The sequence below is a fragment of the Patescibacteria group bacterium genome (assembly GCA_041665345.1).
Lineage (GTDB): Bacteria > Patescibacteriota > Patescibacteriia > PEXW01 > PEXW01 > JBAYJA01.
Genome location: JBAYJA010000001.1, coordinates 198,602 through 221,137, shown reverse-complemented (window position 1 = coordinate 221,137; position 22,536 = coordinate 198,602). Strand labels below are relative to the sequence as shown.

The following is a 22,536-nucleotide window of genomic DNA, read 5'->3' as shown; positions in this document are numbered from 1 at the left end:
CGCAGTGCCGACAAGCTACATGCGCGGCCAAGATGGCCGGGTTTTATTTGGAAGGGTTGAGGAGAGAACGGACTGCTGTTTGAATGGTTTTGCCGTCAGCCCGGGTGCCCACTTTGGCCATGACCGCACCCATAACTTTCCCAAAGGCCTGAGGGTTTCCCTTTGCGCCCAGGGTAGTAATGCACTCATCCACAATAGCCTGAACTTCCGCAGGGGTCAGGGGTTGCGGCAAGTACGTTTGCAGTACGGCAGCTGCTTGTTCTTCTGGTTCAGCTAAATCAACGCGGTTCGCAGCGCGAAACTGCTCCGCTGCTTCGTGCCTGCGTTTCACTTCCGACGCCAAGGTTTTTTCCACTTCAGCATCAGTCAGTGGTTCGCGCTTCTGCTTTTCCGCGTTCTGCAAGCTACTTTTCGTGAAGCGCAAAACGTCAACTCGCGTTGCGTCATGCGCTTTCATTGCAGCAATGACATCTGTGTCAATGCGTTCTTTGAGGTTCATGCTTATTTCAGTTTTACGCCAAGGAGTTTCACAAGGCCACGTGTGCGGCCACGACCTTTCGTCTTCGCCATCAGGTCATCCAGTTTCCCAATTTTCCGCAAGTACTCCTTCTTTTCCATGATCTTGGACCGGCGAATGGCTTTTTCCTTCACCAAACGCTCATTGGGCGTTTCCGTAAAGTACTGCGCTTTTTTCGTGCGCTGCAAAACACCGCTCTGCTGCACGCGTCGCGTGAAACGGCGGATAAGGCTTTCGCTCGATTCGTTGTCTTTCTTCTTTACTTCAACCACAGGTCAGGCACCTCCTTTAGGTGTTATTGGATAGAAATTCGGTAAACAAAATATGACACGGAATAGGGCACATTGTCAAATGCCAGACCTACTCCCCAACCCGTTCCCCGCCCAGAATGTGGATGTGTAGGTGACCAACCACTTGGCCACCATCAACACCTGTTTGGATGAGGGTCTTGAACCCAGACTCCCGGATGCCCAGCTTCTCCGCAACCTCTGGGACCGCCGCCAGCAACTTGCCCAGCCAGGGTGCATCTGTCGCATTGAGGTTGGCCAAACTGGTGTAATGTCGCTTTGGGATCAGCAGGACGTGCACTTTGGCACGAGGGTGAATATCCTGAAAAGCCATGGCGTCCTCATTCTCCCAAACCACTGTCGCTGGTGCCTCATGGTCAGAAATCGAACAGAAAATGCAATCTTGGGTACTCATGCAACTGCTGGAGCATCTGGAACCACACTGCCGTTCCCATTCCCATTGGTCTTCCCAATGCGTTTCTGAATTTCGGAGATGACTTTGGAGAAGTCAACCACTTCTTGAATGCCGTTTTCCATGTCGCGAATCAGAATAGTGCCATCCACCAGCTCTTTCTGCCCCAGAATGAGGGTAAACGGAGCACGCAAGCGGTTCGCAGTTTCCAATTGGCCCTTGATATTCGTCTTGGAGAACGTTGCAGCGGCGCGAATTCCCATTGCCCGAAGTTCTCGGTGCAGCTTCACTGCCTTTTTGCGCGGACCATCACCAAGCTGCGCCAAAAAGACGTCGGGCCGTGGAGGTGCAGCAGGCTGTATCCCGCGCGCCTTCAGCTGCATGATGGTGCGCTCCAGGCCACCCGCAAAGCCAATGGCTGGCGTGGGTCGGCCACCGAACAATTCCACCATCCCGTCGTAGCGTCCGCCACCCCCAAGTGCCACTTGCTGCTTTTCCGCGCCAACCCCGTCTGCAGGGACATACTCAAACGCAGTGTGAGTGTAGTAGTCTAACCCCCGGACAATGCGCGGGTTCAAATCGTAGGGCACTTCCATGTCATCAAGATGCTCCAGTACTTTCACAAAGTGCTCCCGTGCAGCTTCAGACAGGTGGTCAATGAGTGGCGGTGCGTCCTGCGCCAAAAGCTGGCAGTCTGGCTGCTTGCAGTCCAACACGCGCATGGGATTCTTCTGCAACCGGCGCTTGCAGTCTTCACAGAGTTGGTTCTTCCGCGTGCGGAAGTAGTCCGTAAGCACTTTGGCATACGCTTGGCGAGTGGGCGCGTCCCCCACGGAGTTCACCTGGACGCGCGTGGGTATACCCAGCTCTTGGTAAATAGCGTGGCCAATGGCAATCACCTCTGCATCCACCACCGGATGCCCGTCGCCAATTAATTCAAAGCCAAATTGCCAAAACTGGCGGTAGCGGCCAGATTGCGGTCGGTCGTACCGAAACATGGGACCAATGTAGAAAAGCTTCACTGGCTGGGGCAGTGCCACCATGCCGTGCTCCAAGTACGCACGGACAATGCCTGCGGTATTCTCTGGCCGCATTGTCACATGGTCACCGCCCTTGTCTTCGAAATTGAAGAGTTCCTTTTCCACAATGTCGGTTTCCTTGCCTACGGATCGCACGAACATGCTGTGCTCTTCCAAAATCGGCGTCTCAATGCGCTCAAAGCCAAAATCCTGCGCCACGCTAATCACTTTTTGGATAACCAAATTCCACCATGGCCAATCCACAGGCAGAATATCTTTCATGCCGCGCACCAATGCGGGCACTTTCCCCTTTCGGGGGGTTGGGGGTTCGGGAACTGGTGGGGCTTTACGGGGTAGCATAGGCGCGCAGGAGTGAAGCGGCGGGATCTTGGGTAAGGTAGACTGGAGCACTGAAATGCGAGATGCGGGTGAAGGGCCAGGCGCGGATCCACGCTTTCCCCACAATGTCCGAACGCGGCACAGCGCCGAATATTCGAGAATCAAGGCTGGCCATGCGATTATCACCAAAAACCATGTACTCATCTTGGCCAAGGGTCAAATCCACGGTGCCGCTGGTGAGCACATCACTGGCTAAGTACGCCGACTCATCCAAAACGCGGCCATTGACCACAATGCGGTCATCCGCCACGTGGATGGACTCTCCGGGCAAACCAATGACCCGCTTAATGAAGAATTGGCTAGGGTCTTTGGGGTAGCGGAACACCACCACTTCACCCCGTTTGGGGTCACGGATGCGATAGCTAATTTCATCAATGAGCAGGTACTCACGGTCTTCAAAGTTTGGTTCCATGGACGCACCTTTCACGTAGAAAGGTTGCAGCAAGAATGCTCGGACTGGAATAATGATTGCGAGTGATATGACAACGACCTTCACCACTTCAAACAGTAACTGCCAACCGGTCATGAGGTCGGACTTTTTTGTTGGAGACGTTGTGGGCATAGCAGACGAAGAGTGATGGAACGAAACGTGTTTCTATGAACCAAGCGGTCGCAGACCACGAGCGAATCCCGCACAGCGGGATGAGTCGAGTGGTGGGCGCGAGAGGATTTGAACCTCTGACCTTACGGATGTGAACCGTACGCTCTAACCAGCTGAGCTACGCGCCCTGAAGAATGTACTAACCAATCCCGACGATCCAGCTGAAGGATAGAGAGCCTGAGTCCCGATTGCCTGCGGCAGGCAATCGAGGATCCACGTCCACGATGCTCTGGCATCGGGACGGGACTACGCGCCCTGAAGAAAGTCCCTACTGAGTACCGGGGATGTTACAGCCGTTCGCTTCCCGCCCGTACGTGAACGAGGTATGAAGCAACAGGAAGCGACCAAAGCCTGCCGAATGGAAAAACCCTTAGAAAACCTAGCGAATGTGCGGAATTGTAGCACATCTACAGCTATCCGCAAGGGGGTCGAACGGTTCGTTTTTTCCTTCACCCCTGCGTTGACGAATGCAAAAAAAATCGGTACAGTGCAAATATATTTCCGTATGCCAAGAAAGCAAAAACGCACCCCGGAGCAATCCGAAGCATTGCCTGGTGTGCAGTCCAAACCAGTAGCCCCAATCGCTCCCGACCTTGCGTCGGGTCTTTCAACGTCACAATCCACCAAACGCACCTGGCACTTCCACTGGGGACGCATTGCCGCAGGTGCTGGCATTGCCGTGGCGCTCATGATCATGGCCATTGGCTGGAAAATGGTGAGCACGGGAACCCGCATTTTCCATGGGAACGATAACAGCTCGACCCTGCAGCAACTGGGCCGGCTCATTGTGCCTGGGGATCGTGAACTGAAAGCAGACGACCAAGGTCGAACCAACATTCTTCTGGTTGGGCACGGTGGTGATGGTCACGAAGGTCCGTGGTTAGCCGACACCATCATCGTGGCAAGTCTGCAGCAAAAAACAGGTGAGGTGGCGACGCTCTCCATCCCCCGCGATTTCATTGCGAACCTACCAGACTACGGCTACCGAAAAATAAACAACGCTTTGGCGTTTGGCCGCACCAAAGCAAACCCAAACGGAGGCGATGCGCTGATTTCCAGTGTCGTGTCCGAAGTGATTGGCCAACCCATTCACTACTTTGCCCGAGTAGACTTTACGGGTTTTAAGAAAGCGGTGGATGATGTGGGCGGCGTTACCATTACCGTGGATACACCATTTGTGGACAGCTCCTACCCCACCTATAATTACGGCTACCAAACAATACAGTTTGAAGCTGGGGAGCAAAAAATGGCCGGGGAAAAAGCTTTGCAGTTTGCCCGGTCGCGCAAGGGGTCGAACGGTGAAGGCAGCGACTTTGCCCGTTCCCTGCGCCAGCAGAAACTCCTCTTCGCCTTCCGGGAAAAAGCGCTCTCACTGGGAACGCTCACCAACCCCGGCCGCATCTCTGATCTCTTAAGTACCTTAGGAAACCACGTTGGCAGCTCCATGGAGCTCTGGGAGGTCATGCGCATGGCCAGCATCCTGAAAAACCTTAATGCCAGCGCAGTTGCTACGCGCGTCCTGGATGCCACGGAGGCTGATAGCCTGGTGAAGTCGAGTAGCGGCACAGACGGGGCGTACATCATTCAGCCCCGGCTGGGCATTGGAAACTACCAAGAGATTCACGAACTCTTCACGAACATCTTCACCTACAATGCGATTGCAAAGGAAAATGTTCCAGTGCAGCTGCAGAACGGCACGGGCCAAACCGGCATTGCTGAAATTGCGGGCCGTAGCTTACGCTCCTACTCTTTTGACGTTGAGTCAGTTGCCAATCCCAAAGACCTCCGGTACGAGCAGTCGGTGATTGTGGACCTCTCCAACGGACGCGCGAGTCAAACCGTGGCCATGCTTAAAGAGAAGTTTGGTGCGAGCGTTACCACAACCCTGCCTGGGGATCTCACGCTCCAAACCGGAACGCTGCTGAACCGCAACACCGCCACCCAGCGCCCAGCTGAGGTGCTGGTGGTGCTTGGCCAAAGTGCCATTACGATCGTCAACAATACTCTCTCTCCGGCTGCTCGGACCCTGCCCCGCGCCTCCGCAACCTAGCTGCCTGTATGCCAACCCCCCCACGCGTCCTGCTCCTGGGTCGGACGAATGTCGGGAAATCCACGCTCTTCAATCGGCTCACCCGGCGCCGTTTAGCCATTGCCGATCCCTCCCCGCACACCACGCGCGATTTACAAGAAGAAGTGATTGCCTGGGAGCACACCCACTTCTTGCTGACCGACAGCGGCGGCTTTGACGTTGGCAAGCCAGACATGGTTGGTGCGGGAATCTTGCGGCAGGTGGATCGCGCACTGGAAGGGACGACTGCGGTGATCTTGGTAGTGGAAGCCCAGCAAGGTTTGCGCACAGAGGAACGCACGTTCCTGAAAACCGTTTTGAAGAAGAAGCTGCCGGTGATCATCGCGGTGAACAAAGTGGACAAGCCCACCGCCCGCCAGACTGCTGATGCGCTGGTGGCCAAGTTTGCCTTTGGCGGGGTACCCGTCATCCCAGTGTCGGCCAAAAATGGTGGGGGTTCTGGTGATTTGCTGGATGCAGTTGCTCAAGCCATCCGACCTCGGGAGCCCCAGGCAATAGCAAAACCGGGTACCAACCCGACCTTCGTTTTCATTGGCCGGACGAATGTGGGTAAGTCCTCGCTGGTGAATGCCTTGCTGCGAGACGAAGTGCGCGTGGTCGCTGATTCACCGCACACCACCCGCGATGCCGCAGCGTTCCAGCTGAACGTGCAGCAGCGCACTTGCACGGTCATTGATACTGCCGGGGTGCGCGCGCATGGGAAAACCGCCAACCGCATTGAAGCTATGAGCTTGAAGGCAACCTACGAGGCCTTGGAAAATGCAGACGTCGCCTTACTCATGTGGGACGCGAATGAACCCCTGGGACTGGTGGAGAAAACCCTGGCTGGCGAAGTAGCCAAGAAGGGCAAGGGTCTGATTCTCATTGCCAACCAGTGGGACCGAACGAAGTACAAAGACCCGCGTTCGACCGTGGCGCTGGAACGCGTGGTGCAGGGTGATTTACCGTACATTCGCTGGGCGCCCATGGTCTGCACGTCTGCCACCAAACCCCACAACCTCCACCGCGTCCTCTCTCTGGCTTTTGCCGCCTATGACAACCGGCAGCAGTGGGTGGAACCCGAAGCCCTGAAGCACATTCTGTGGACCGTGAAGCGCGAGCTTCGGCCCAGCGCAGGCAAGGGCAAGAAGCGGCCCATCCTTTCGAAACTCATTCAGGTGAGTGTGGCACCCCCCACCTTCCACCTGACCACGACGAAGCGCGAAGCTTTGCCCGATGCATACCGCCGCAGCGTGGAAAAGAAAATTCGCCTCAGCTTCCCCTTACCCGGCACACCCATCCGAGTTATCCTTCAACAACCTTATGCAAAACGCGTATGAGCAAACCCTTTTGCTTTGTGGGGCTTGGTAACCCAGAAGCCAAGCACACCAACACCCGGCACAACCTGGGCTTCATGGTACTGGATGCACTGGCAACGGCTTGGCACCTGCCTGCTTTCCAGAACCAAGAGCAGTTTCACGGGCAGAGCACCAGCAAGAATGACGCACAGCAAACCGTCTGGTTGCTGAAACCCACGACCTACATGAATGATTCCGGCCGGTCCGTGCAGGCCTTCACCGGCTTCTACCACATTGCACCAGATAACCTGTGGGTGGTGCATGATGATTTGGACCTCCCCTTTGGCACCATCCGCTTGCAACGCAACGCGTCCGCTGCCGGGCACAACGGCGTGGACTCCATTATTGAAACCCTGCACACCAAAAATTTCTGGCGTGTGCGGTGTGGTATTGGCCGAGCACAGCAGATGGACACCAATGCTGACGGCCGGGTGGACTCACGAGAATGGGCTATGGCCAAGTACACCGGTGCTGACTACGTGCTGGATGATTTTGATGCTAACCAAAAAGCCGAACTCCAGTCAGCCTTCCTGCCAAAAATTGTGGAAGCCATCACCCTGATTCTCAGCCAAGGGCCCGAACGCGCGGCAACCACCATCAACGCAAAAACCGCGTAGACACGTGGGCTGGCCTATGCTACGCTTTTGACACGACGCGCCCTTCGGCGCTTCCCTTTCGGTGTTCACGGTGCTCGCTCTGTACTTGCACCCTACGCCCACGAGGAAGAGTTGGCCGGTAAACCGTTCAATCCTTCACAGTCACCACGAGGTTCTAGGAGGGGTCACCCCATGATCACGACGTGGACGTAGGATGGCAATACACAGCGATAGTCAACTAACCTAGCATCAGTCAGTCGTTCTGTCAAGCCCCACAGTACTGAATTTTTTTCTTAGCGCGTCTATCCGGACGAGCGTCTCGCAACGTTTTCTGGCATGCCCGAAACTCTGGCGCCACTTCGCCTTCCGCTTCCCCCTACAGCCCGCAAGCAGCTGCAGGGAGTTCCTCGTGTCCAGATTACCGGCGTGCCGGAAATTGCTGCGCAAGTGGCTGTGGTGGCTGATGCCCTGCACCTGGTCCCCCACCGCGTCCTTCTTTGGCTGGTGGATGATGAAGATCACCAGCGTCGCGTCATTGCTGCCCTGCACGCGCTGCGACTGACGCATGACCGGAGTCTGTACGCAGAACTCACCCCACCTGCCCTCGCTGCCCTGGTTACCAACCAACCCCTGATACTGGTGCTTCCGCCCCGGGCTCTGCTCACGCCCCTCCCCACACCAAAGAATTTCCGCAACGGCATTCTCACCCTTCGGCCCGGAATTGCCACCACCCCCACGGACCTCTCGCGGCACTTTGTGGCACACGGGTACATGGCCGAGTCCATGGTGGGCGGACCTGGTGAGTTCGCGCGCCGGGGCGGTATTGTGGATATTTACCCCGTCGGCGGCACTGGCCCACTCCGCTTGGAATGCAGCGACCGGGAACTCCTGAGCTTGCACGGTGTAGACCATGCAAACAAAACCGCAAAAGCCATTGCCAGTGCGCAGGTACCACCCGCCCGCATGCCCGCCCGCGATCCAGATACAACCTTGCGCGACTACTTGCACACCAACCCGTCGGACATTCTGGTGGTGGTGACAGATGCTGATGACCCTGGCAGCTCTGACCGTGACACCGCACTGGCCACGCTTCGACGTTTACCAACCCTGAGTGTCCGGACCTTTGGCGGTACGGACGCAGATGTGGTGATGGATGCCCGACCTGCCCCGCTGTACGCCGGCCAGTATGCCCGCATGATGGCGGATGCGAAAACCTGGAAGGCTCCCCACCGCACGCTCATTCTCACAGCGCGGAAGAAACAACTCACGGAGCTGTTCAAAGAGCACGAGCTCCCCTTACCCGAATGCTGGGACATTGCGCCCAATACCCCGGTGGCAGGCTTCAGCTCCAAGGCAGCGAAGCTCACCGTCCTCACCGACCGAGAAATTTTTCCGCGTGAGGCCCCCGCCGTCCGTACCCGAGGCATTGATACCTCGTTCCTGGCTGAACTGACCCCGGGTGACTACGCCGTGCACATGGACCACGGCATTGGGATTTTCCGCGGGATGCGCACGGATGTGGTGAACGGCGTGGCCAAGGAGTACTTCGTGCTGGAGTACGCAGAGAAAGACCGCTTGTCCGTGCCCGTGGAACTGGCCGAGAAACTCTCCAAGTACATTGGGGTGGCGCATCCCCCACTGCACCGGCTGTCTGGTTCCAACTGGTACCAGGTGACGCGCAAGGTGCGGGAAGATACCCGCGCCTTGGCCAAAGGCTTGGTGAAGCTCTACGCCGCGCGAGAGCTGGTGCGCGTGAAGCCCATGGGTAGCATGAGTAAGGAGGAGCACGCCCTGGCTGCCGCCTTCCCCTACCAGGAAACGCCAGACCAGTCCCGAGCCATTGCCGAAGTGTTTACAGATTTGCAGACTGACCGGCCCATGGACCGCCTGGTCTGCGGCGACGTGGGCTTTGGGAAAACCGAAGTGGCGATCCGCGCGGCGTACAAGGCGGTGGCGAACGGCTACCAAGTTGCCGTGCTGGCGCCCACCACTATCCTGGTGCAGCAGCACTTCGACACGTTCACCAAACGCCTCCAAGGCATGAAAGCCAAGCTTGGCTTACTCTCCCGGTTCGAAAGTTCCAAAGAGCAGGCGGAAACGATTGACGCCGTGAACCGCGGCGACGTGGACATTGTCATTGGCACACACCGCCTGCTTTCGCGCGACGTCACCTTCCGCAATCTGGGGTTGATTATTATTGATGAAGAGCAACGCTTTGGCGTGGAGCAGAAGGAACGCCTGAAGCAGTTCCGCCTCCAAGCGCACGTCCTCACCATGTCCGCCACGCCCATCCCCCGCACGCTCAACTTCGTCCTGTCCAACCTGCGTGACGTAAGCATGATTGAAACCCCGCCCGAAGGTCGCATGCCCGTGGAAACCACCATCGCCCCCTTCTCCGAGACGATTATCCGCGAGGCGTTTGACCGAGAGTTTGCGCGCAAAGGCCAAGCCTACTACCTGTACAACAACGTGGAAACCATCCATGAAAAAGCGACGGAACTCAAAGAGCTCTTCCCCAAAATTCGCATTGCCGTGGCGCACGGGCAGCTGCCCGAAGAAGGACTGGCAAAAGTCATGCACGACTTTGACCAGCAGAAAGTGGATCTTTTAGTATGCTCCACGATTATTGAAAACGGATTGGACTTACCCAACGTGAACACCCTGGTGGTGGACCAAGCACCGAAGTTTGGCTTGGCGCAGCTCTACCAGCTCCGTGGCCGCATTGGCCGCGGTGACCGACAAGCACATGCGTACTTCCTCTACCACAGCCAGAAATTGACGGCCGATGCGAAGCAGCGCCTGGTGGGTTTGGAAGAAGCCAAGGCTTTGGGCTCCGGTATGCAAATTGCCTTACGGGATTTGGAAATCCGCGGCACAGGCAACATTCTGGGCAGCCAGCAGCACGGCCACATTGCGGCCTTGGGCTTGGGGCTGTACTCCCGCTTGCTGGCCCAAGAAATTTCCGAACTCAAATCTGGCGCTGCGCTCCCCCGCGTGCATGACGTGACCATTGACCTGCCACTCTCCGTGGGCATCCCCCGTGACTTTGAACCCGATGAGCGCAACCGCCTGCGCATGTACCAGGATCTGGCAAACATTACCACTGTGGGTGAACTCTGGGGCTACCACGGTCAGCTCCTGCGCGAACGTGCTGCCCCGCAGAGCTTGGAAGACCTCTTCAAACTCCTGGAACTCAAACTCCTCTCCCAGCACACAGACATTACCAACATTCAGCTGGTACGCCTGGGGCCCAACGAGCGTTTGATTGTCCGCTTCCTCCGGCCCATTGACCCAAAGTTTCTCCCTGCACTCTTCAGCATTGCCGAGGGCTGGCAGCTGGCAGCGGATCAGGTGAAAATTGATAAACCACACCTGGGCAAAGACTGGCTGGAAACGCTCAAGCGGATTATCCAAGTGTTTACCAAAGACGAAAAGAAAGCTGAGGAGAAGTCACCGGAAGAGCCGAAGAAGAAAAAGAAGGAATAGCAAAAACTCACCGCAGATGGTGAGTTTTTGGAATGGACGGCGTTAGTTTTCCAGAAGGGACAGCTGGCGCCCGAGCATTTTCTTTTTCGTAGCAGTTGGAGGCTTTGTATGCTCCCGAACAATTTGACGATGCTGCTTTCGACGAAAAGCAAATAGCTTCTCCGCACTCACCTTGTTTGCCGGAAAAATGTCCATGGACAACTCGTCCACATGCACCCCTCGACGTTTCAAGGCGTACAATGCTTGCTTCTCAGAATACGCCCGGGTAATCGCAATTATGCTTCCAGTCCCGTTCGAAACTAAGCAGAATAACGGTTGTTTTTGCAAGGAACCCTCCTTGGTAAAAAGGATTTTCTAACTGCCGAGTATAGGGGGAAAAGGGCGTTTTGTCAAGGGACGGAAAAAGGTATGGACGCTCGTTAGGGTATAGGGTATGGAAGGAGGGTGTCCTGCATTCTTCCACCAAACCCAAAACCTCCGACCAAACAAGCCTCCACACCTCTACCTCCCTCACCTTTCAACAATCCCCGGTCGAGCGCAGGCAGGGACACCCGCACTCGGAATACTACATTTCCTGCATTCCCTCTCCCCATTCCTATCCCCTTTCGTACATTCGTATTTTCGTATCTTTATTTCGTAATTCGTAACTATCATTTGACACGCTCCCAACCTCCTATGGTACCCTCCTCCTATCTATGGAGGTTGAACCAGCCATGACCGAAACAGAACGCGCAGCCTGGTGCGCGTGGCTTCGCGTGCCGCACATTGGCCCACGCCGTTTTGCCTTGCTGCGCAATGCTTTTCCTTCCATGCTGGAAGCGTGGCAGGCACCAGCCAGTGCACTCCGCACCGCGCTGGAACTAGAAGGCAAACGCTTGGAGGAAGTCATTGCTGGTCGGCAGGAAATCCAGCTGGATGCAATTCTCCCAGCGATGGAAAAAATTGGCGCGTCGGTTCTCACCCTGCTCGACGCAAACTACCCCACGCTGCTGAAGGAAATTTACGCTGCCCCACCCGTGCTCTATGTTCGCGGAACAGTACCAGAACCCAACCGCCCTGCCTTGGCTGTGGTGGGCACACGGGCGTACACGAACTTTGGCAAAGTGGCCACCGCGCAGTTGATTGAACCTGTGGCAGCTGCGGAGGTGGTGATTGTCTCCGGTTTGGCTTTGGGAATTGATGGCTGCGCACACCAAGCGGCTTTGGACGCTGGCGGTAGAACAGTTGCGGTTTTAGGGAGCGGGGTGGATGTGCTGTACCCACCCCAGCACGCCAAATTGGCGGCAGAAATTGTTGCCCACGGCGGTGCAGTGGTCAGCGAATTTGCACCCGGCACGATTCCTGAACCCGGGGCCTTCCCCCGCCGCAACCGGATTGTCTGCGGCTGGAGCCAGGCCACACTGGTGGTGGAAGCCGGGGTGAAATCTGGTGCTTTGCTGACTGCGCGTGAAGCCCTGGAGCAGAACCGAGAGGTGCTGGCCGTGCCTGGCGACTTTACCCGTCCAACGTCTGTGGGTCCCAACGAGCTCATCAAGAACGGCGCCACGCCCATCACCAGCGCTGAGGACATCCTGCGCGTGCTGGCCATTGAAAAAACTTCTGCTCGCAGCGCTACCGACGTCCAGCCAGATGATCCACCAGAAATTGCCGCGATCCTCAAAAACCTTCGTGATCAGGCAATGCACGTTGACGAATTAGCAGCACTGTGCGATCTTGACCCAAGCGTCATCAACGCATCCTTAGTGTTGCTGGAAGTGCGCGGCCGCGTGAAACACCTTGGCAGCCTGCGCTACGTCCGCAAATAATTTCTCCGTGAACCGTTTGTATGCCCAAAGCACTCGTCATCGTTGAGTCCCCCACCAAAGCCAAAACTATTTCCCGTTTCCTGGGGAAAGACTACGCCGTGGAATCATCCTACGGCCATGTGCGGGATTTGCCCAAGAGCAAAATGGGAGTGGATGTGGACAAAGACTTTGCCCCTACCTATGTGGTGGATAAGGAGGATGAAGCGCATGTGGCAAAACTGCAGCAACTGGCCAAAAAAACCGGCCACGTCTTCTTCGCAACTGACGAAGACCGCGAAGGTGAGGCCATTTCCTGGCACCTGGCAGAATTGCTCCACATTCCAGACAAAAAGGTGCAGCGCGTGGTCTTCCACGAAATTACCAAAGATGCCATTAGCCACGCCTTTACCAAACCCAGACCCCTGGACCTGAAGCGCGTGGATGCCCAGCAAGCCCGGCGCATCCTGGACCGTCTGGTGGGCTATGAGCTCTCCCCTTTCCTCTGGCGGAAAGTCCGGCGGGGGCTGTCTGCTGGTCGCGTGCAATCTGTAGCCGTGCGGCTGATTGTAGAACGTGAACGAGAAATCCAAGCCTTCAAACCCCAGGAGTACTGGACCGTGGAAGCGGAGTTTGCACACAAAGCTGGAAACTTCCCAGCTCGGCTTTCCAAACTGGACAGCAAGACGGTTGATAAATTTTTCTTAGGGAGCAAGGAAGCCGCCGATGGCGTCCTGGCGCGCTTACGAAGTGCAACCTACACCATTGGTGATGTACAGAAGAAGCAGACCAAGCGCTCCCCAGCTGCGCCGTTCACCACATCAACTTTGCAACAGGATGCCAACCGCCGCCTGGGTTTTTCTGCCAGCCGCACCATGCGCCTGGCGCAGCAACTGTACGAAGGTGTGCACCTGGGTGGCAAAGGCCAGACCGGGTTGATTACCTACATGCGTACAGACTCGCTGTCACTTTCTGAAAACTTTGTTACTGCTACCCGGGGCTACTTGGAACATACCTTTGGTTCGGAGTACGTGGTTCCCAAAGGTCGGCACTACCGCACCAGCAGCAAGGGCGCACAAGAGGCGCACGAAGCCATTCGCCCCACGGATGTGCAGCACACGCCAGACGCTATTGCCGAGCACTTGTCAGACGACCAGCGAAAGCTCTACGAACTCATTTGGAAGCGCGCCGTCGCCTCGCAAATGCCGGACGCCATCATGGATGCCGTGAGCATTGATGTGCATGCAGCCAGCGTCCCTGCAGTGTTCCGCGCCTCGGGTTCCACCATCAACTTCCCTGGGTTCCTGAAAGTCTACCCTGACGGGGTGAAGGAGAACCTGCTGCCCATCATGGCCGTCAACGACAGTGTAAAAGCCAACAAGATTGACGGCATTCAGCACTTCACTGAACCCCCAGCGCGGTACTCCGACGCCGGTTTAGTGAAGGCCATGGAGGAGTACGGCATTGGTCGCCCGTCCACCTACGCGCCGACTATCAGCACCATCATTGACCGCGGCTACGTGGAGCGCATGGAGCGCCGCTTGCAACCCACCGAAGTGGCTTACATGGTGAATGATCTCCTGGTAAAACACTTTCCTTCCATTGTAGACTTCCAGTTCACGGCCAAAATGGAGCAGCAGTTTGACGACATTGCCGAAGGCAAAATTGCCTGGCAACCCGTGCTCCACGAATTCTACGATCCGTTCAAGAAAAACCTGGTGGTCAAAGACGCGGAACTGGACAAGAAAGACCTGACCGAGAGCGCCACGGACGAAGTGTGTGAAAAGTGCGGCAAGCCCATGATCAAGAAGTTTGGCCGCTACGGCACTTTCCTAGCCTGCACAGGCTACCCTGACTGCAAGCACACCATTAACTTGGATAAAGCCGGCAACCACGCTCCCCTGCCTGAGGCAAAAGTGCTGGGCGAAGATCCAACAACCAAACTACCTATTTACCTGAAGACTGGCCGCTTTGGCACCTACGTGCAGCTGGGTGACAAACCCGAAGCACCCAAGAAGGTGAAGGGCAAGAAGAAGGAGAAAGCACCCAAGCCCAAGAGCGCTTCCCTGCTGCCGGACATGAAAGCAGATGAGCTCACCCTGGAGCAGGCCTTGCAGCTCTTGAGCCTGCCAAAAACCCTGGGCCAAAACCCAACGGGTGAAGACATTGTTGTAGCGAATGGCAGGTTTGGTCCGTACGTGAAAGCGGGAGTGGAAACCCGGAGCTTAACCGACGGTCAGTCCCCCATTACCCTCACCTTGGCAGAAGCAGAAAAGCTCTTGGCTGAGCCCAAAGCCGCAAACCGCAAGCGCACGGCTGGTGGCGCTACCATGAAAGAACTGGGCAACCACCCAGACTCTGGCAAACCCATTAAAGTGAAGAATGGCCGCTTTGGTGCGTACGTCACGGATGGTGAAACCAATGCCACCATCCCCCGCGGCACAGAGCCGTCGGCAATTACCTTGGAGCAAGCCTTGGAACTTATTAAGGAACGCGAAGGTCAACCCAAGAAGAAGCGCGGGCGGAAGAAGTAGGTTTTTGCTGTCATCCTGAGGACGAGTCTTCGAGGACGAAGGATCTCCGAAGAATGCCTTTTAACCAAACTCAGGGCGAAGCAAATCCAAACACACTTCTTCTGCGGATAAAAAAACTCCCGAGCCATTGCTGACTCGGGCAGTAAATTTTGCGTATTCGCACAGGTGAATTTTGGTAGTGCGAACCTAGACGAATCCTGAAGGGAAGAAGATCATCGCTATCCTCCAATGTTATGCCAGGCTGCGTTCAACGTTTTCAGACCCGGCGTGTCTTCTTCTTGCGATGCTCTATCATATTGCGTCGCTAGTAGAATGGCTTCTTGTCACGCCAGTGACGTTTCATGTGAGATCCTATCGTTTGTGTATACAACTGTCGGCATTTGACCCAATGCATGGACGCTATAATGCGTCTGGGTCGGCGCCGGCGATCAGTTCGAAGCGGTCGAAGAATATTCGGTGGTATTACGACTCGCGGCTCTTAAGCCCGAGCAACAATGTGTGCCTTGCGGCGCAGCACGTGTTCCCATGTCTACTCCCTTCTTCCTAGGTTGGGGTTGTAAAGAACTGTTAAGCTGGTTCAGTAGCTAGGCCTACTTACCCAGAATGTTAACCAGAGAGTATACACGAACCAGAAAATATGTCAAGAGCTACCCAGCAAAAGGCCAATAAAATCAAACAAAAACCCGCTTATTTGCAAGCGGGCGAAAGTACGCTTAATGATTGAGAATGTCGCTCTTGAAAACTTCAGGAAACTGCCAAAGGAGAAAAATGATGACACCCCAAAGTGCGAAAATGATGAGCCAGAAAAACCCTTTTCCAACTTTTGGTTTTTCGTTTGCCGGTTCTTTCGATTCCACAAAACCTCCTGGACTATCGGTACGCCAAGACTACTCCTGCGTAAGGGGTACGTCAACCAAAATCCCAAACCCTCAACCACACCAATCTATCTCCCCTCTAGTTCTCTGTTCTGGGTTCTACGTTCCCCGTTCAATCCGCCGCACAATCCCCTCAAGCTCTTCCGCGTCGTTGTAGTCAATGACAATCTTCCCACCTTTCCCGCTGGGCTTCAGGCTGACTTTGGCCCCCAGCACGCCTTCGATACGGCTGGCTTTGGCTTTGAGTTCGGCACTCGCTGGGGCTCGGCGCTTGTGACCCCGCACTTGGGTGGATTGATCTTCCACCGCGCGGACACTCAGGTGTTCCTCCAGCATTTTCTTGAATAACTGCTGCCGGGCTTTGGTATCGGTGATGCCAAGGAGCACTTTCGCATGGCCTTCCGCAATTTTCCCATCACTCAGGGCGGCCAACATTTCTGGGGGTAAGTGAAGTATACGCAAACCGTTTGCCACCACTGGCCGGCTTTGCCCAACCTTTTTAGCAACCTCATCTTGCGTCAGGTTGAATTCATCAACCATGCGCTGGTAGCCACGAGCTCGTTCAACAGGGTTCAAATCTCGGCGTTGCAAATTTTCTACCAAAGCCAGTTCCAATTTCTCCTGGTTGGTAGCGCTACGGACAATTGCCGGGACTTCTCGAAGGTTTGCTAACTTCGCTGCACGCAAACGCCGCTCACCGGCAATGAGCTCGTACCCGCGTGGCGTTTCCGTAACCACCAAGGGCTGCAGAATGCCATGCTGCTTGATGGACGCCACCAGGTCTTCCATCCCCTGCCGCTCAAAGCGCTCGCGCGGCTGCTGCGGGTTGGCCACAATGCGGGTGACCGGGATGCGCTCAATGCGCTCACCAGCTGTAGCGGCTTTCTGGTCTGCTTTGCCCCAGTAGTTTTTTGCATCCGCGCCCGGAATGAGCGAGGAGAGCCCACGCCCAAGAGTTGTGCCTGGCATAAATGTTACGGTGAAGGTGGCAGAGTTTCGGTTTCCACAATTTCCCGCGCTAATTTCTCGTACGCGCGAGCGCCCCGGGACTTGGGGTCAAAATGCCGGATGGCTTTGCCGTAGCTTGGCGCTTCGGCTAGCCGGACATTCCGTGGAATGACCGTGCGAAAAATTTTGTTTGGAAAGTACTGGTACAAATCGCGGAACACGGCTTGGGACAGACGGTTCCGCTCATCGAACATGGTCATGACCACGCCCAAGACCTGCAAGCCAGGCTGCAGGTGCTCACGAATAAGGTTGATGGTTTCCACCAGCTGGCCAACCCCTTCCAGAGCCAGGTACTCAGTTTGGACAGGGATGAGCACTTCTTCGGCAGCCACCAGGCCATTGAGCGTCAGCAAACCCAAACTTGGCGGGCAGTCAATGAGAATGTAGTCGTACTCGTTGCGTACCTCAGCTAGACTGTCCCGCAGCCGATGCTCGCGCCGCTCCATGGGCACTAGTTCCACGTTTGCTCCGGCCAGATCCATTGTGGCTGGTGCGGCCCGCAATCCGTCCACAGACGTATCGTGAACAATATCGCGGAAAGGCTGCGCGCCAATGATGGCATGGTACACCCCATTTTCAATTTGCCGGTGGTTTAAGCCAATACCTGAGGACGCATTCCCCTGCGGATCAATGTCCACGAGTAAGACGAATTTGCCCATAGCAGCCAACTCTGCTGCCAAGTTGATAGCAGTAGTCGTTTTGCCAACGCCCCCTTTTTGGTTCACCACGGAAATGATTCTCGCCATACAGTACGCTTAGTATAGCAGAGAATATCAAGGAAATAGGAATGAAAAAGAGCCTAGCGTGTGCCAGGCTCTGATGTTACTTTTGTGGGTTTGAAGAACGTTGGTACGCCCAAGAAGAAGACGGCGCAAAGCGTACCAATAAAGGACACTGTCCCCGTACAACCCAGCTGCGTTAGCCAGGCAGTTGGCAAGAGGAAGAACCCCACTCCAAGTATTCCCACGTACCCACAGAAATCAAAGAACTTTAGCATGCATACCTCCCAAGTGCTGGTACGTTACTGTGCATAGAGAAGACTGTCAATGCTTGACAATCTGGCTTGCCCTACGTATGGTGAAAGACAGACACGCGCATTTGCGCTTGCTTACGATTGCTGAGGGGACTCCCCCTCCTACGCGGGATGGAGCAGTAGTCCCGCGGCCGCGGGACCGGGCTCATACGACCCAACAAATATGCATACAAGCGTTCCTGAAAACATCAGGGAAACGCTCTACGCGGGATGGAGCAGTAGCAGCTCGCCGGGCTCATAATCCGGAGGTCGGGGGTGCAAATCCCCCTCCCGCACCCAACACCCAGATGTGGCTAAACCACAAATGGGTGACCAGATAATCTATGTTTACCGTATACGTCCTCCAAAGTTTGAAAGACGGGGGGTACTACATTGGACAAACAGAGTCTATATCTAAACGACTCTCCCGTCATAACCTTGGGATGGTAAAATCGACAGCCCGACGTCGTCCTTGGAAAGTTATTTATACTGAAACGTTTTCATCCCGGGCTTTGGCAATCCAGAGAGAACGGCAACTGAAGCGTCAAAAAGGCGGGGATATTTTTCGAAAGATTATTCACCCTCGGTGATCCGGAGGTCGCCCCGCGGCCGCGGGGCTCCCGCACCCAACGCAGCTCAGCGGTAAAACCGTTGAGCAGCGACCAAGAATGTTTGAGAAAGCTGAAAGCCGCTCCGACGCTTCGGTCGGAGCCCCGACATCCCGTAGCGGGATCGTCGGGGTAGCCTCCGCATTTGTACTACGATGGTATACTAGCCATGCGGCTTTCGCTGTATCTGCCGGGGTAGCTCAGTTGGTTAGAGCGTGGGACTCATAAGCCCAAGGTCGGCGGTTCAAATCCGCCCCCCGGTACCAGCTCGTTTCGCACTCAGAGCTGCGCGTAGACGCTGCTGCGTCTCCGCTCCGCCCGTCGTGCGAAGCCTCGCTTTGCCCCACAGACGCGTGCTCGTCCCGCAACGGGACTGCGCGCCTCGTCTGCGGGGTCCCCAAGGGAAAAAATTGTAACTCGCCGCTGTGGTGGAACTGGTAGACACGCACGACTCAAAATCGTGTGGGGAAACCCATGTCGGTTCGACTCCGACCAGCGGCACCAAAGGAGAAAAAAAATTAATCATAAGCTTTTATGAATAAACCAATAATTTTAATAACTGGATGTGGCTCCAAGCCCATTGCTCACATATATAAATTTGATGAAAAACCAACGCATAATCAAATTATAATTGACGGCGAGGAACACAAAATGAACATCGGCACCGCCGCCGCTTATTGTATTTGTAAGAAAGGTTTTGAGGTTGTTATGGTTTCTCGCACCGCTGAAAATCTTGAAAAAATTAAGCGAGGATTGATTGAGCTTGGTTGCGATGATAAATTAATTTCTTATGTTGCCACCGACATTACAACAGATGATGGCATTGCCACACTAACCAACAATTTGCCAAAAGACCGAGAAATATACTGGGTGCAATCAATAGGCATGGGAGGTGGTGCTTATAAAGTACCAAACGATAATATATATTTACCTTTTGAACAGATTTCTCCAGATCTAATTAATGCTGAACTGCAAATTGTGACGGCGACTCACAAACTAATGCTTAAATTGGTACCAATTTTCAGAGAACAGTTAATAAGAGGACAAAAAGCAAAAATCTGTCTGGTCACATCGATGTCTGGTGAGCGTGGTTACCACTTTGGGGCGACACACGTCGCAGCTAAACACGCTTTGGTTGGTTACATCAAAGGGATTGAAAAAGAACTTGCCGATGAAGGAATTGAAATTTATGATGTAAGACCTGGCGGAATAGATACTGGAATGTACGACAACCCACACACGAGAAAGGCAGTTGAAGAAATTAGCAGAAGGACAAAAATGTGGGACGGTAAAGAACCAATTTATGCCGAACCAATGAAAGTTGCGCAAGTAATTTACGAAACACTTTTTGATGAAAAACCGATGAAAGTTCGCAGAATACTTGCACCTTTTCAGAAATAAATTTTTAAAAGCACTTTGTTCTTTCCTTTGAAATTGTTTTAAATACCACCAAAGAAAATTTGAAATTGTTAGCGGTGCGGCTCCGCCACATTTCCGAATCTTCGTAGGGGGATTTCCTCGCCGCCACAGGCGGCGAATTGCGTTCGGACTAATTCAAAAATACTGCACCAAATCAGAATCCTGTCCAACCAACGACCGTTGGGGCTTTTTCCTGTTCAACAGAACTAACTAAGTCTCTAAGGAAAAGCCGTAAGTAACCGTAAAGACCTCTACCCTCCTACGCCCGGAGGCTTCGGCGGGCAGGCAGCTTACAGCTCTATGGCTTTACGGCTCTCTTCTCCTACTTCACGGGCCCTTGCTGCACCCCGCCCAAGGCAGCTTGGACGGCTTTGTCTAAATCTGTGAACGCAGCAAGCTGGAGGTACTGTCCATTGAGGAAGAAGCTTGGTGTCCCGCCAACTTTCTTGGTATTCCCTTCGCTAATATCGGCGTCCACAATCTTCTTCTCTGCCCGGCTGTCTAAACAGGCATCAAACTTTGCTGTATCCAGACCCAGGTCTTTCGCGTAGGTTTTCACATCCCCCACCCCCAGCGCATTCTGGTTGGCGAACATTTTGTCATGCAGTTCCCAAAACTTCCCTTGGTCATTTGCACATTCGCTGGCTAATGCTGCTCGGTAGGCATTCACGTGAATCTTCGTTAGCGGGTAGTGCTTGTACTCAAAACGAATTTTGTCTCCATACTTCTCCACCACTTGCTTCACCACAGGTTGCACAGACCCACAAGCAGGACATTGAAAATCAGAAAACTCAACCAACACTACTTGCGCATCGGCTTTGCCCAGGAATGGCCGGGCACTATCTGGATTGTCATACACTGGACCCGAGCGCGTACTTGCCCAAGCAATGCCGCCACCCACCAAGAGGACAATGATGATGACTGGCCCCCAAACTTTCCAACGAAATTGTGATGTGGAATTACTTTTGGACATAGAGTTGATCTTTGGAATGGGAGCGATTCGAAAGGAGAAGCGCTACACCCGCAGCAACGAGGACGGGGCTAAGGATTTGTGCAACCGTGAATGTGCCGATCTGCGTTTGCTGCAAGCGGAGGAAATCCAGGCCAAACCGGACACTGGGTGAGAGAATGAGATACACCGCGGCAACTGTGCCGGGCTGCAAACCCTTCTTCCGCCACATGAGTAACAGGATAATGAGAATTATGCCGTTTGCAAGCGATTCGTACAAGAACAGTGGGTGGAAAGTACTGAAGGCTTCGTACCCGGGCAAACGGTGAGCAGGATCAATGTTCAGTGCCCAGGGAACGGATGTTGGTCGCCCGTAGAGCTCCTGGTTCACCCAGTTCCCCCACCGGCCAATGACCTGACCCAAGGCCAAGGCGGGAAACGAAATATCCAGAAGCGTTCGCCACGGTATTCTTTGTCGCCGACTGTACAACCAGAGCGCAAGGAGTCCACCTGCCAGAACCCCATGGAATGCAAGCCCGCCTTTCCAAAGCTGCAGAATTTCTAGCAAGTGCGTTTGGTAGTACCCCCAGGTTTGGGCAACGTGGGCCAGCCGCGCGCCAACAACCCCCAACACGGCTGCGATGATGGCAAGGTCAACCAGTTTCTCAGGAGCAATCCCCACCCGTTTTCCCAACCGTTGCGCCAGGAGTACACCGCTGAGTAGGGCGACAGCGAGGATGAGGCCATACCACCGGATGCTCACCGAACCAAGCGTGAGAATTTCCGCGCTTGGGGGTGCAGCAAGCATAGGGTGCAACTTCCGCTGAAGAAATCTTACGTCGCGGCGAGTTGCTGGTCGATGATGCTCTTCACGTAGTCAAAGGTCTGCGCGCCAGACACTTCAATGCCGTTCACAAAGCTGGTGGGCGTACCAGAAACACCCAAACCGTTTGCAACTTGCACGTCTTCACTGACCTTGCTGGCCATTTCACCTTTGTCCAAGCATGTATTGAACGTGCTTTCTTTCACGCCAACTTCTTTTGCCCACTTCTTCATATTCTCCAAAGAAAGCGTTGCCTGATTGGTGAACATTTTATCATGCATTTCCCAGAACTTCCCTTGCGCGCCAGCGCATTCTGCTGCTTCCGCGGCTTTCTGCGCTTGGGGGTGAATGGTTGTCAGTGGGTAGTGCTTGAATACCACCCGTACGTCATCTTTGTAGTCCTTCAGCACCTGGTCCACGGTTGGATTGAAACGTCCGCAGAAGGGGCATTCGAAGTCAGAAAACTCAACCAAGGTTACTTTGGCATTCTTGTTGCCACGAATCCAGTCGTCGCTCTTCACTTCAACATCCACTGGCCCGGCTGGAGCGGTGTTCGTATTCGCAACCGCAGTGTTCGTATTCGTTGCTGCGCCGGCTACCTTCTTCGTGCCGTCAGACGTGGCATTGCGGTACGCGGAGAAAGAGAGGATAAACCCAAGCAAACTAATGAGTGCAACGCCAACCATGATCCCCAGGGCAAACATGGTGCGGGGTGGGGCGTTGAAAATGCTCTGATTTTCCGGCAACTGAGGCGTGTCCATAAGGGTATGGTAAATGCGATGCA

The 22,536-nt window shown here is 54.7% G+C and carries 21 protein-coding genes and 4 tRNA genes; 11 read left to right on the top strand and 14 right to left on the bottom strand.

Annotation, left to right across the window (positions count from 1 at the left end):
- Positions 1-43: 43 nt before the first annotated feature.
- From WCV85_01150 to WCV85_01125, 6 genes are all read right to left on the bottom strand, one after another.
- Entirely contained in the window at positions 44-499 is a 456-nt protein-coding gene (locus tag WCV85_01150; GenBank protein ID MFA6473459.1) for a GatB/YqeY domain-containing protein, read from the bottom strand.
- Between the two features lie 2 nt (positions 500-501).
- Entirely contained in the window at positions 502-789 is a 288-nt protein-coding gene (gene rpsU / locus WCV85_01145; GenBank protein MFA6473458.1) for a 30S ribosomal protein S21, read from the bottom strand.
- A gap of 88 nt (positions 790-877) precedes the next feature.
- On the bottom strand, positions 878-1,219 hold the full coding sequence (locus WCV85_01140) for a histidine triad nucleotide-binding protein (protein MFA6473457.1): 342 nt from the start codon (positions 1,217-1,219) through the stop codon (positions 878-880).
- Complete coding sequence (hisS, locus tag WCV85_01135; protein MFA6473456.1) at positions 1,216-2,595, bottom strand: histidine--tRNA ligase; 1,380 nt, start codon at positions 2,593-2,595, stop codon at positions 1,216-1,218. Before hisS ends, WCV85_01140 begins: the two co-directional genes overlap by 4 nt.
- Positions 2,582-3,196: a signal peptidase I gene (gene lepB, locus WCV85_01130; protein MFA6473455.1), complete on the bottom strand. Its 615-nt coding sequence runs from the start codon at positions 3,194-3,196 to the stop codon at positions 2,582-2,584. Before lepB ends, hisS begins: the two co-directional genes overlap by 14 nt.
- Before the next feature lie 90 nt (positions 3,197-3,286).
- Positions 3,287-3,363 (bottom strand) — tRNA-Val (locus tag WCV85_01125).
- Between the two features lie 377 nt (positions 3,364-3,740).
- Here WCV85_01125 and WCV85_01120 point away from each other — a divergent pair.
- From WCV85_01120 to mfd, 4 genes are all read left to right on the top strand, one after another.
- Positions 3,741-5,285, top strand: coding sequence for an LCP family protein (locus WCV85_01120; GenBank protein ID MFA6473454.1), 1,545 nt, complete (start codon positions 3,741-3,743; stop codon positions 5,283-5,285).
- 8 nt (positions 5,286-5,293) lie between these two features.
- A complete protein-coding gene (der, locus tag WCV85_01115; protein ID MFA6473453.1) occupies positions 5,294-6,643 on the top strand; it encodes a ribosome biogenesis GTPase Der in 1,350 nt (449 codons plus the stop codon).
- Complete coding sequence (pth, locus tag WCV85_01110) at positions 6,640-7,278, top strand: aminoacyl-tRNA hydrolase (protein MFA6473452.1); 639 nt, start codon at positions 6,640-6,642, stop codon at positions 7,276-7,278. Before der ends, pth begins: the two co-directional genes overlap by 4 nt.
- A gap of 315 nt (positions 7,279-7,593) precedes the next feature.
- Complete coding sequence (gene mfd / locus WCV85_01105; GenBank protein ID MFA6473451.1) at positions 7,594-10,743, top strand: transcription-repair coupling factor; 3,150 nt, start codon at positions 7,594-7,596, stop codon at positions 10,741-10,743.
- 42 nt (positions 10,744-10,785) lie between these two features.
- Here mfd and WCV85_01100 read toward each other — a convergent pair whose 3' ends face one another.
- Complete coding sequence (locus WCV85_01100; GenBank protein ID MFA6473450.1) at positions 10,786-11,070, bottom strand: hypothetical protein; 285 nt, start codon at positions 11,068-11,070, stop codon at positions 10,786-10,788.
- Positions 11,071-11,456: 386 nt separating this feature from the next.
- On the opposite strand from WCV85_01100, the gene dprA reads away from it, so the two are divergent.
- Together dprA and topA are read left to right on the top strand one after the other, a co-directional pair.
- Positions 11,457-12,548, top strand: a complete 1,092-nt coding sequence (gene dprA, locus WCV85_01095; protein MFA6473449.1) for a DNA-processing protein DprA — start codon at positions 11,457-11,459, stop codon at positions 12,546-12,548.
- 20 nt (positions 12,549-12,568) lie between these two features.
- The gene (gene topA / locus WCV85_01090) at positions 12,569-15,058 is read left to right on the top strand and encodes a type I DNA topoisomerase (protein ID MFA6473448.1); all 2,490 of its coding nucleotides are present in this window, start codon (positions 12,569-12,571) and stop codon (positions 15,056-15,058) included.
- Positions 15,059-15,771: 713 nt separating this feature from the next.
- Here topA and WCV85_01085 read toward each other — a convergent pair.
- The 4 genes from WCV85_01085 to WCV85_01070 all read right to left on the bottom strand — a co-directional run bounded on the left by WCV85_01085 (position 15,772) and on the right by WCV85_01070 (position 17,938).
- A complete protein-coding gene (locus tag WCV85_01085; GenBank protein MFA6473447.1) occupies positions 15,772-15,915 on the bottom strand; it encodes a hypothetical protein in 144 nt (47 codons plus the stop codon).
- Positions 15,916-16,032: 117 nt separating this feature from the next.
- Positions 16,033-16,902 (bottom strand): ParB/RepB/Spo0J family partition protein, encoded by an 870-nt coding sequence (locus WCV85_01080; GenBank protein ID MFA6473446.1) that lies wholly within the window; start codon positions 16,900-16,902, stop codon positions 16,033-16,035.
- Between the two features lie 5 nt (positions 16,903-16,907).
- Positions 16,908-17,687, bottom strand: a complete 780-nt coding sequence (locus WCV85_01075; GenBank protein ID MFA6473445.1) for an AAA family ATPase — start codon at positions 17,685-17,687, stop codon at positions 16,908-16,910.
- A 53-nt stretch (positions 17,688-17,740) separates the two neighbouring features.
- The gene (locus WCV85_01070) at positions 17,741-17,938 is read right to left on the bottom strand and encodes a hypothetical protein (protein MFA6473444.1); all 198 of its coding nucleotides are present in this window, start codon (positions 17,936-17,938) and stop codon (positions 17,741-17,743) included.
- 240 nt (positions 17,939-18,178) lie between these two features.
- On the opposite strand from WCV85_01070, the gene WCV85_01065 reads away from it, so the two are divergent.
- The 5 genes from WCV85_01065 to WCV85_01045 all read left to right on the top strand — a co-directional run bounded on the left by WCV85_01065 (position 18,179) and on the right by WCV85_01045 (position 19,962).
- Positions 18,179-18,253: transfer RNA gene (locus WCV85_01065), tRNA-Met, on the top strand.
- Positions 18,254-18,297: 44 nt separating this feature from the next.
- Complete coding sequence (locus WCV85_01060) at positions 18,298-18,543, top strand: GIY-YIG nuclease family protein (protein MFA6473443.1); 246 nt, start codon at positions 18,298-18,300, stop codon at positions 18,541-18,543.
- A 207-nt stretch (positions 18,544-18,750) separates the two neighbouring features.
- Positions 18,751-18,827: transfer RNA gene (locus tag WCV85_01055), tRNA-Met, on the top strand.
- Between the two features lie 153 nt (positions 18,828-18,980).
- Positions 18,981-19,065 (top strand) — tRNA-Leu (locus WCV85_01050).
- A gap of 30 nt (positions 19,066-19,095) precedes the next feature.
- Positions 19,096-19,962, top strand: a complete 867-nt coding sequence (locus WCV85_01045; protein ID MFA6473442.1) for an SDR family oxidoreductase — start codon at positions 19,096-19,098, stop codon at positions 19,960-19,962.
- 340 nt (positions 19,963-20,302) lie between these two features.
- On the opposite strand, the gene WCV85_01040 is transcribed toward WCV85_01045, so the two are convergent.
- Genes WCV85_01040 through WCV85_01030 form a run of 3 tightly spaced genes read right to left on the bottom strand, consistent with a single transcriptional unit; the run spans position 20,303 to position 22,513 of the window.
- Entirely contained in the window at positions 20,303-20,953 is a 651-nt protein-coding gene (locus WCV85_01040) for a DsbA family protein (protein ID MFA6473441.1), read from the bottom strand.
- Positions 20,940-21,737, bottom strand: coding sequence for a prolipoprotein diacylglyceryl transferase (gene lgt / locus WCV85_01035; protein ID MFA6473440.1), 798 nt, complete (start codon positions 21,735-21,737; stop codon positions 20,940-20,942). Before lgt ends, WCV85_01040 begins: the two co-directional genes overlap by 14 nt.
- Before the next feature lie 26 nt (positions 21,738-21,763).
- Complete coding sequence (locus WCV85_01030; protein MFA6473439.1) at positions 21,764-22,513, bottom strand: thioredoxin domain-containing protein; 750 nt, start codon at positions 22,511-22,513, stop codon at positions 21,764-21,766.
- Positions 22,514-22,536 lie beyond the last annotated feature (23 nt).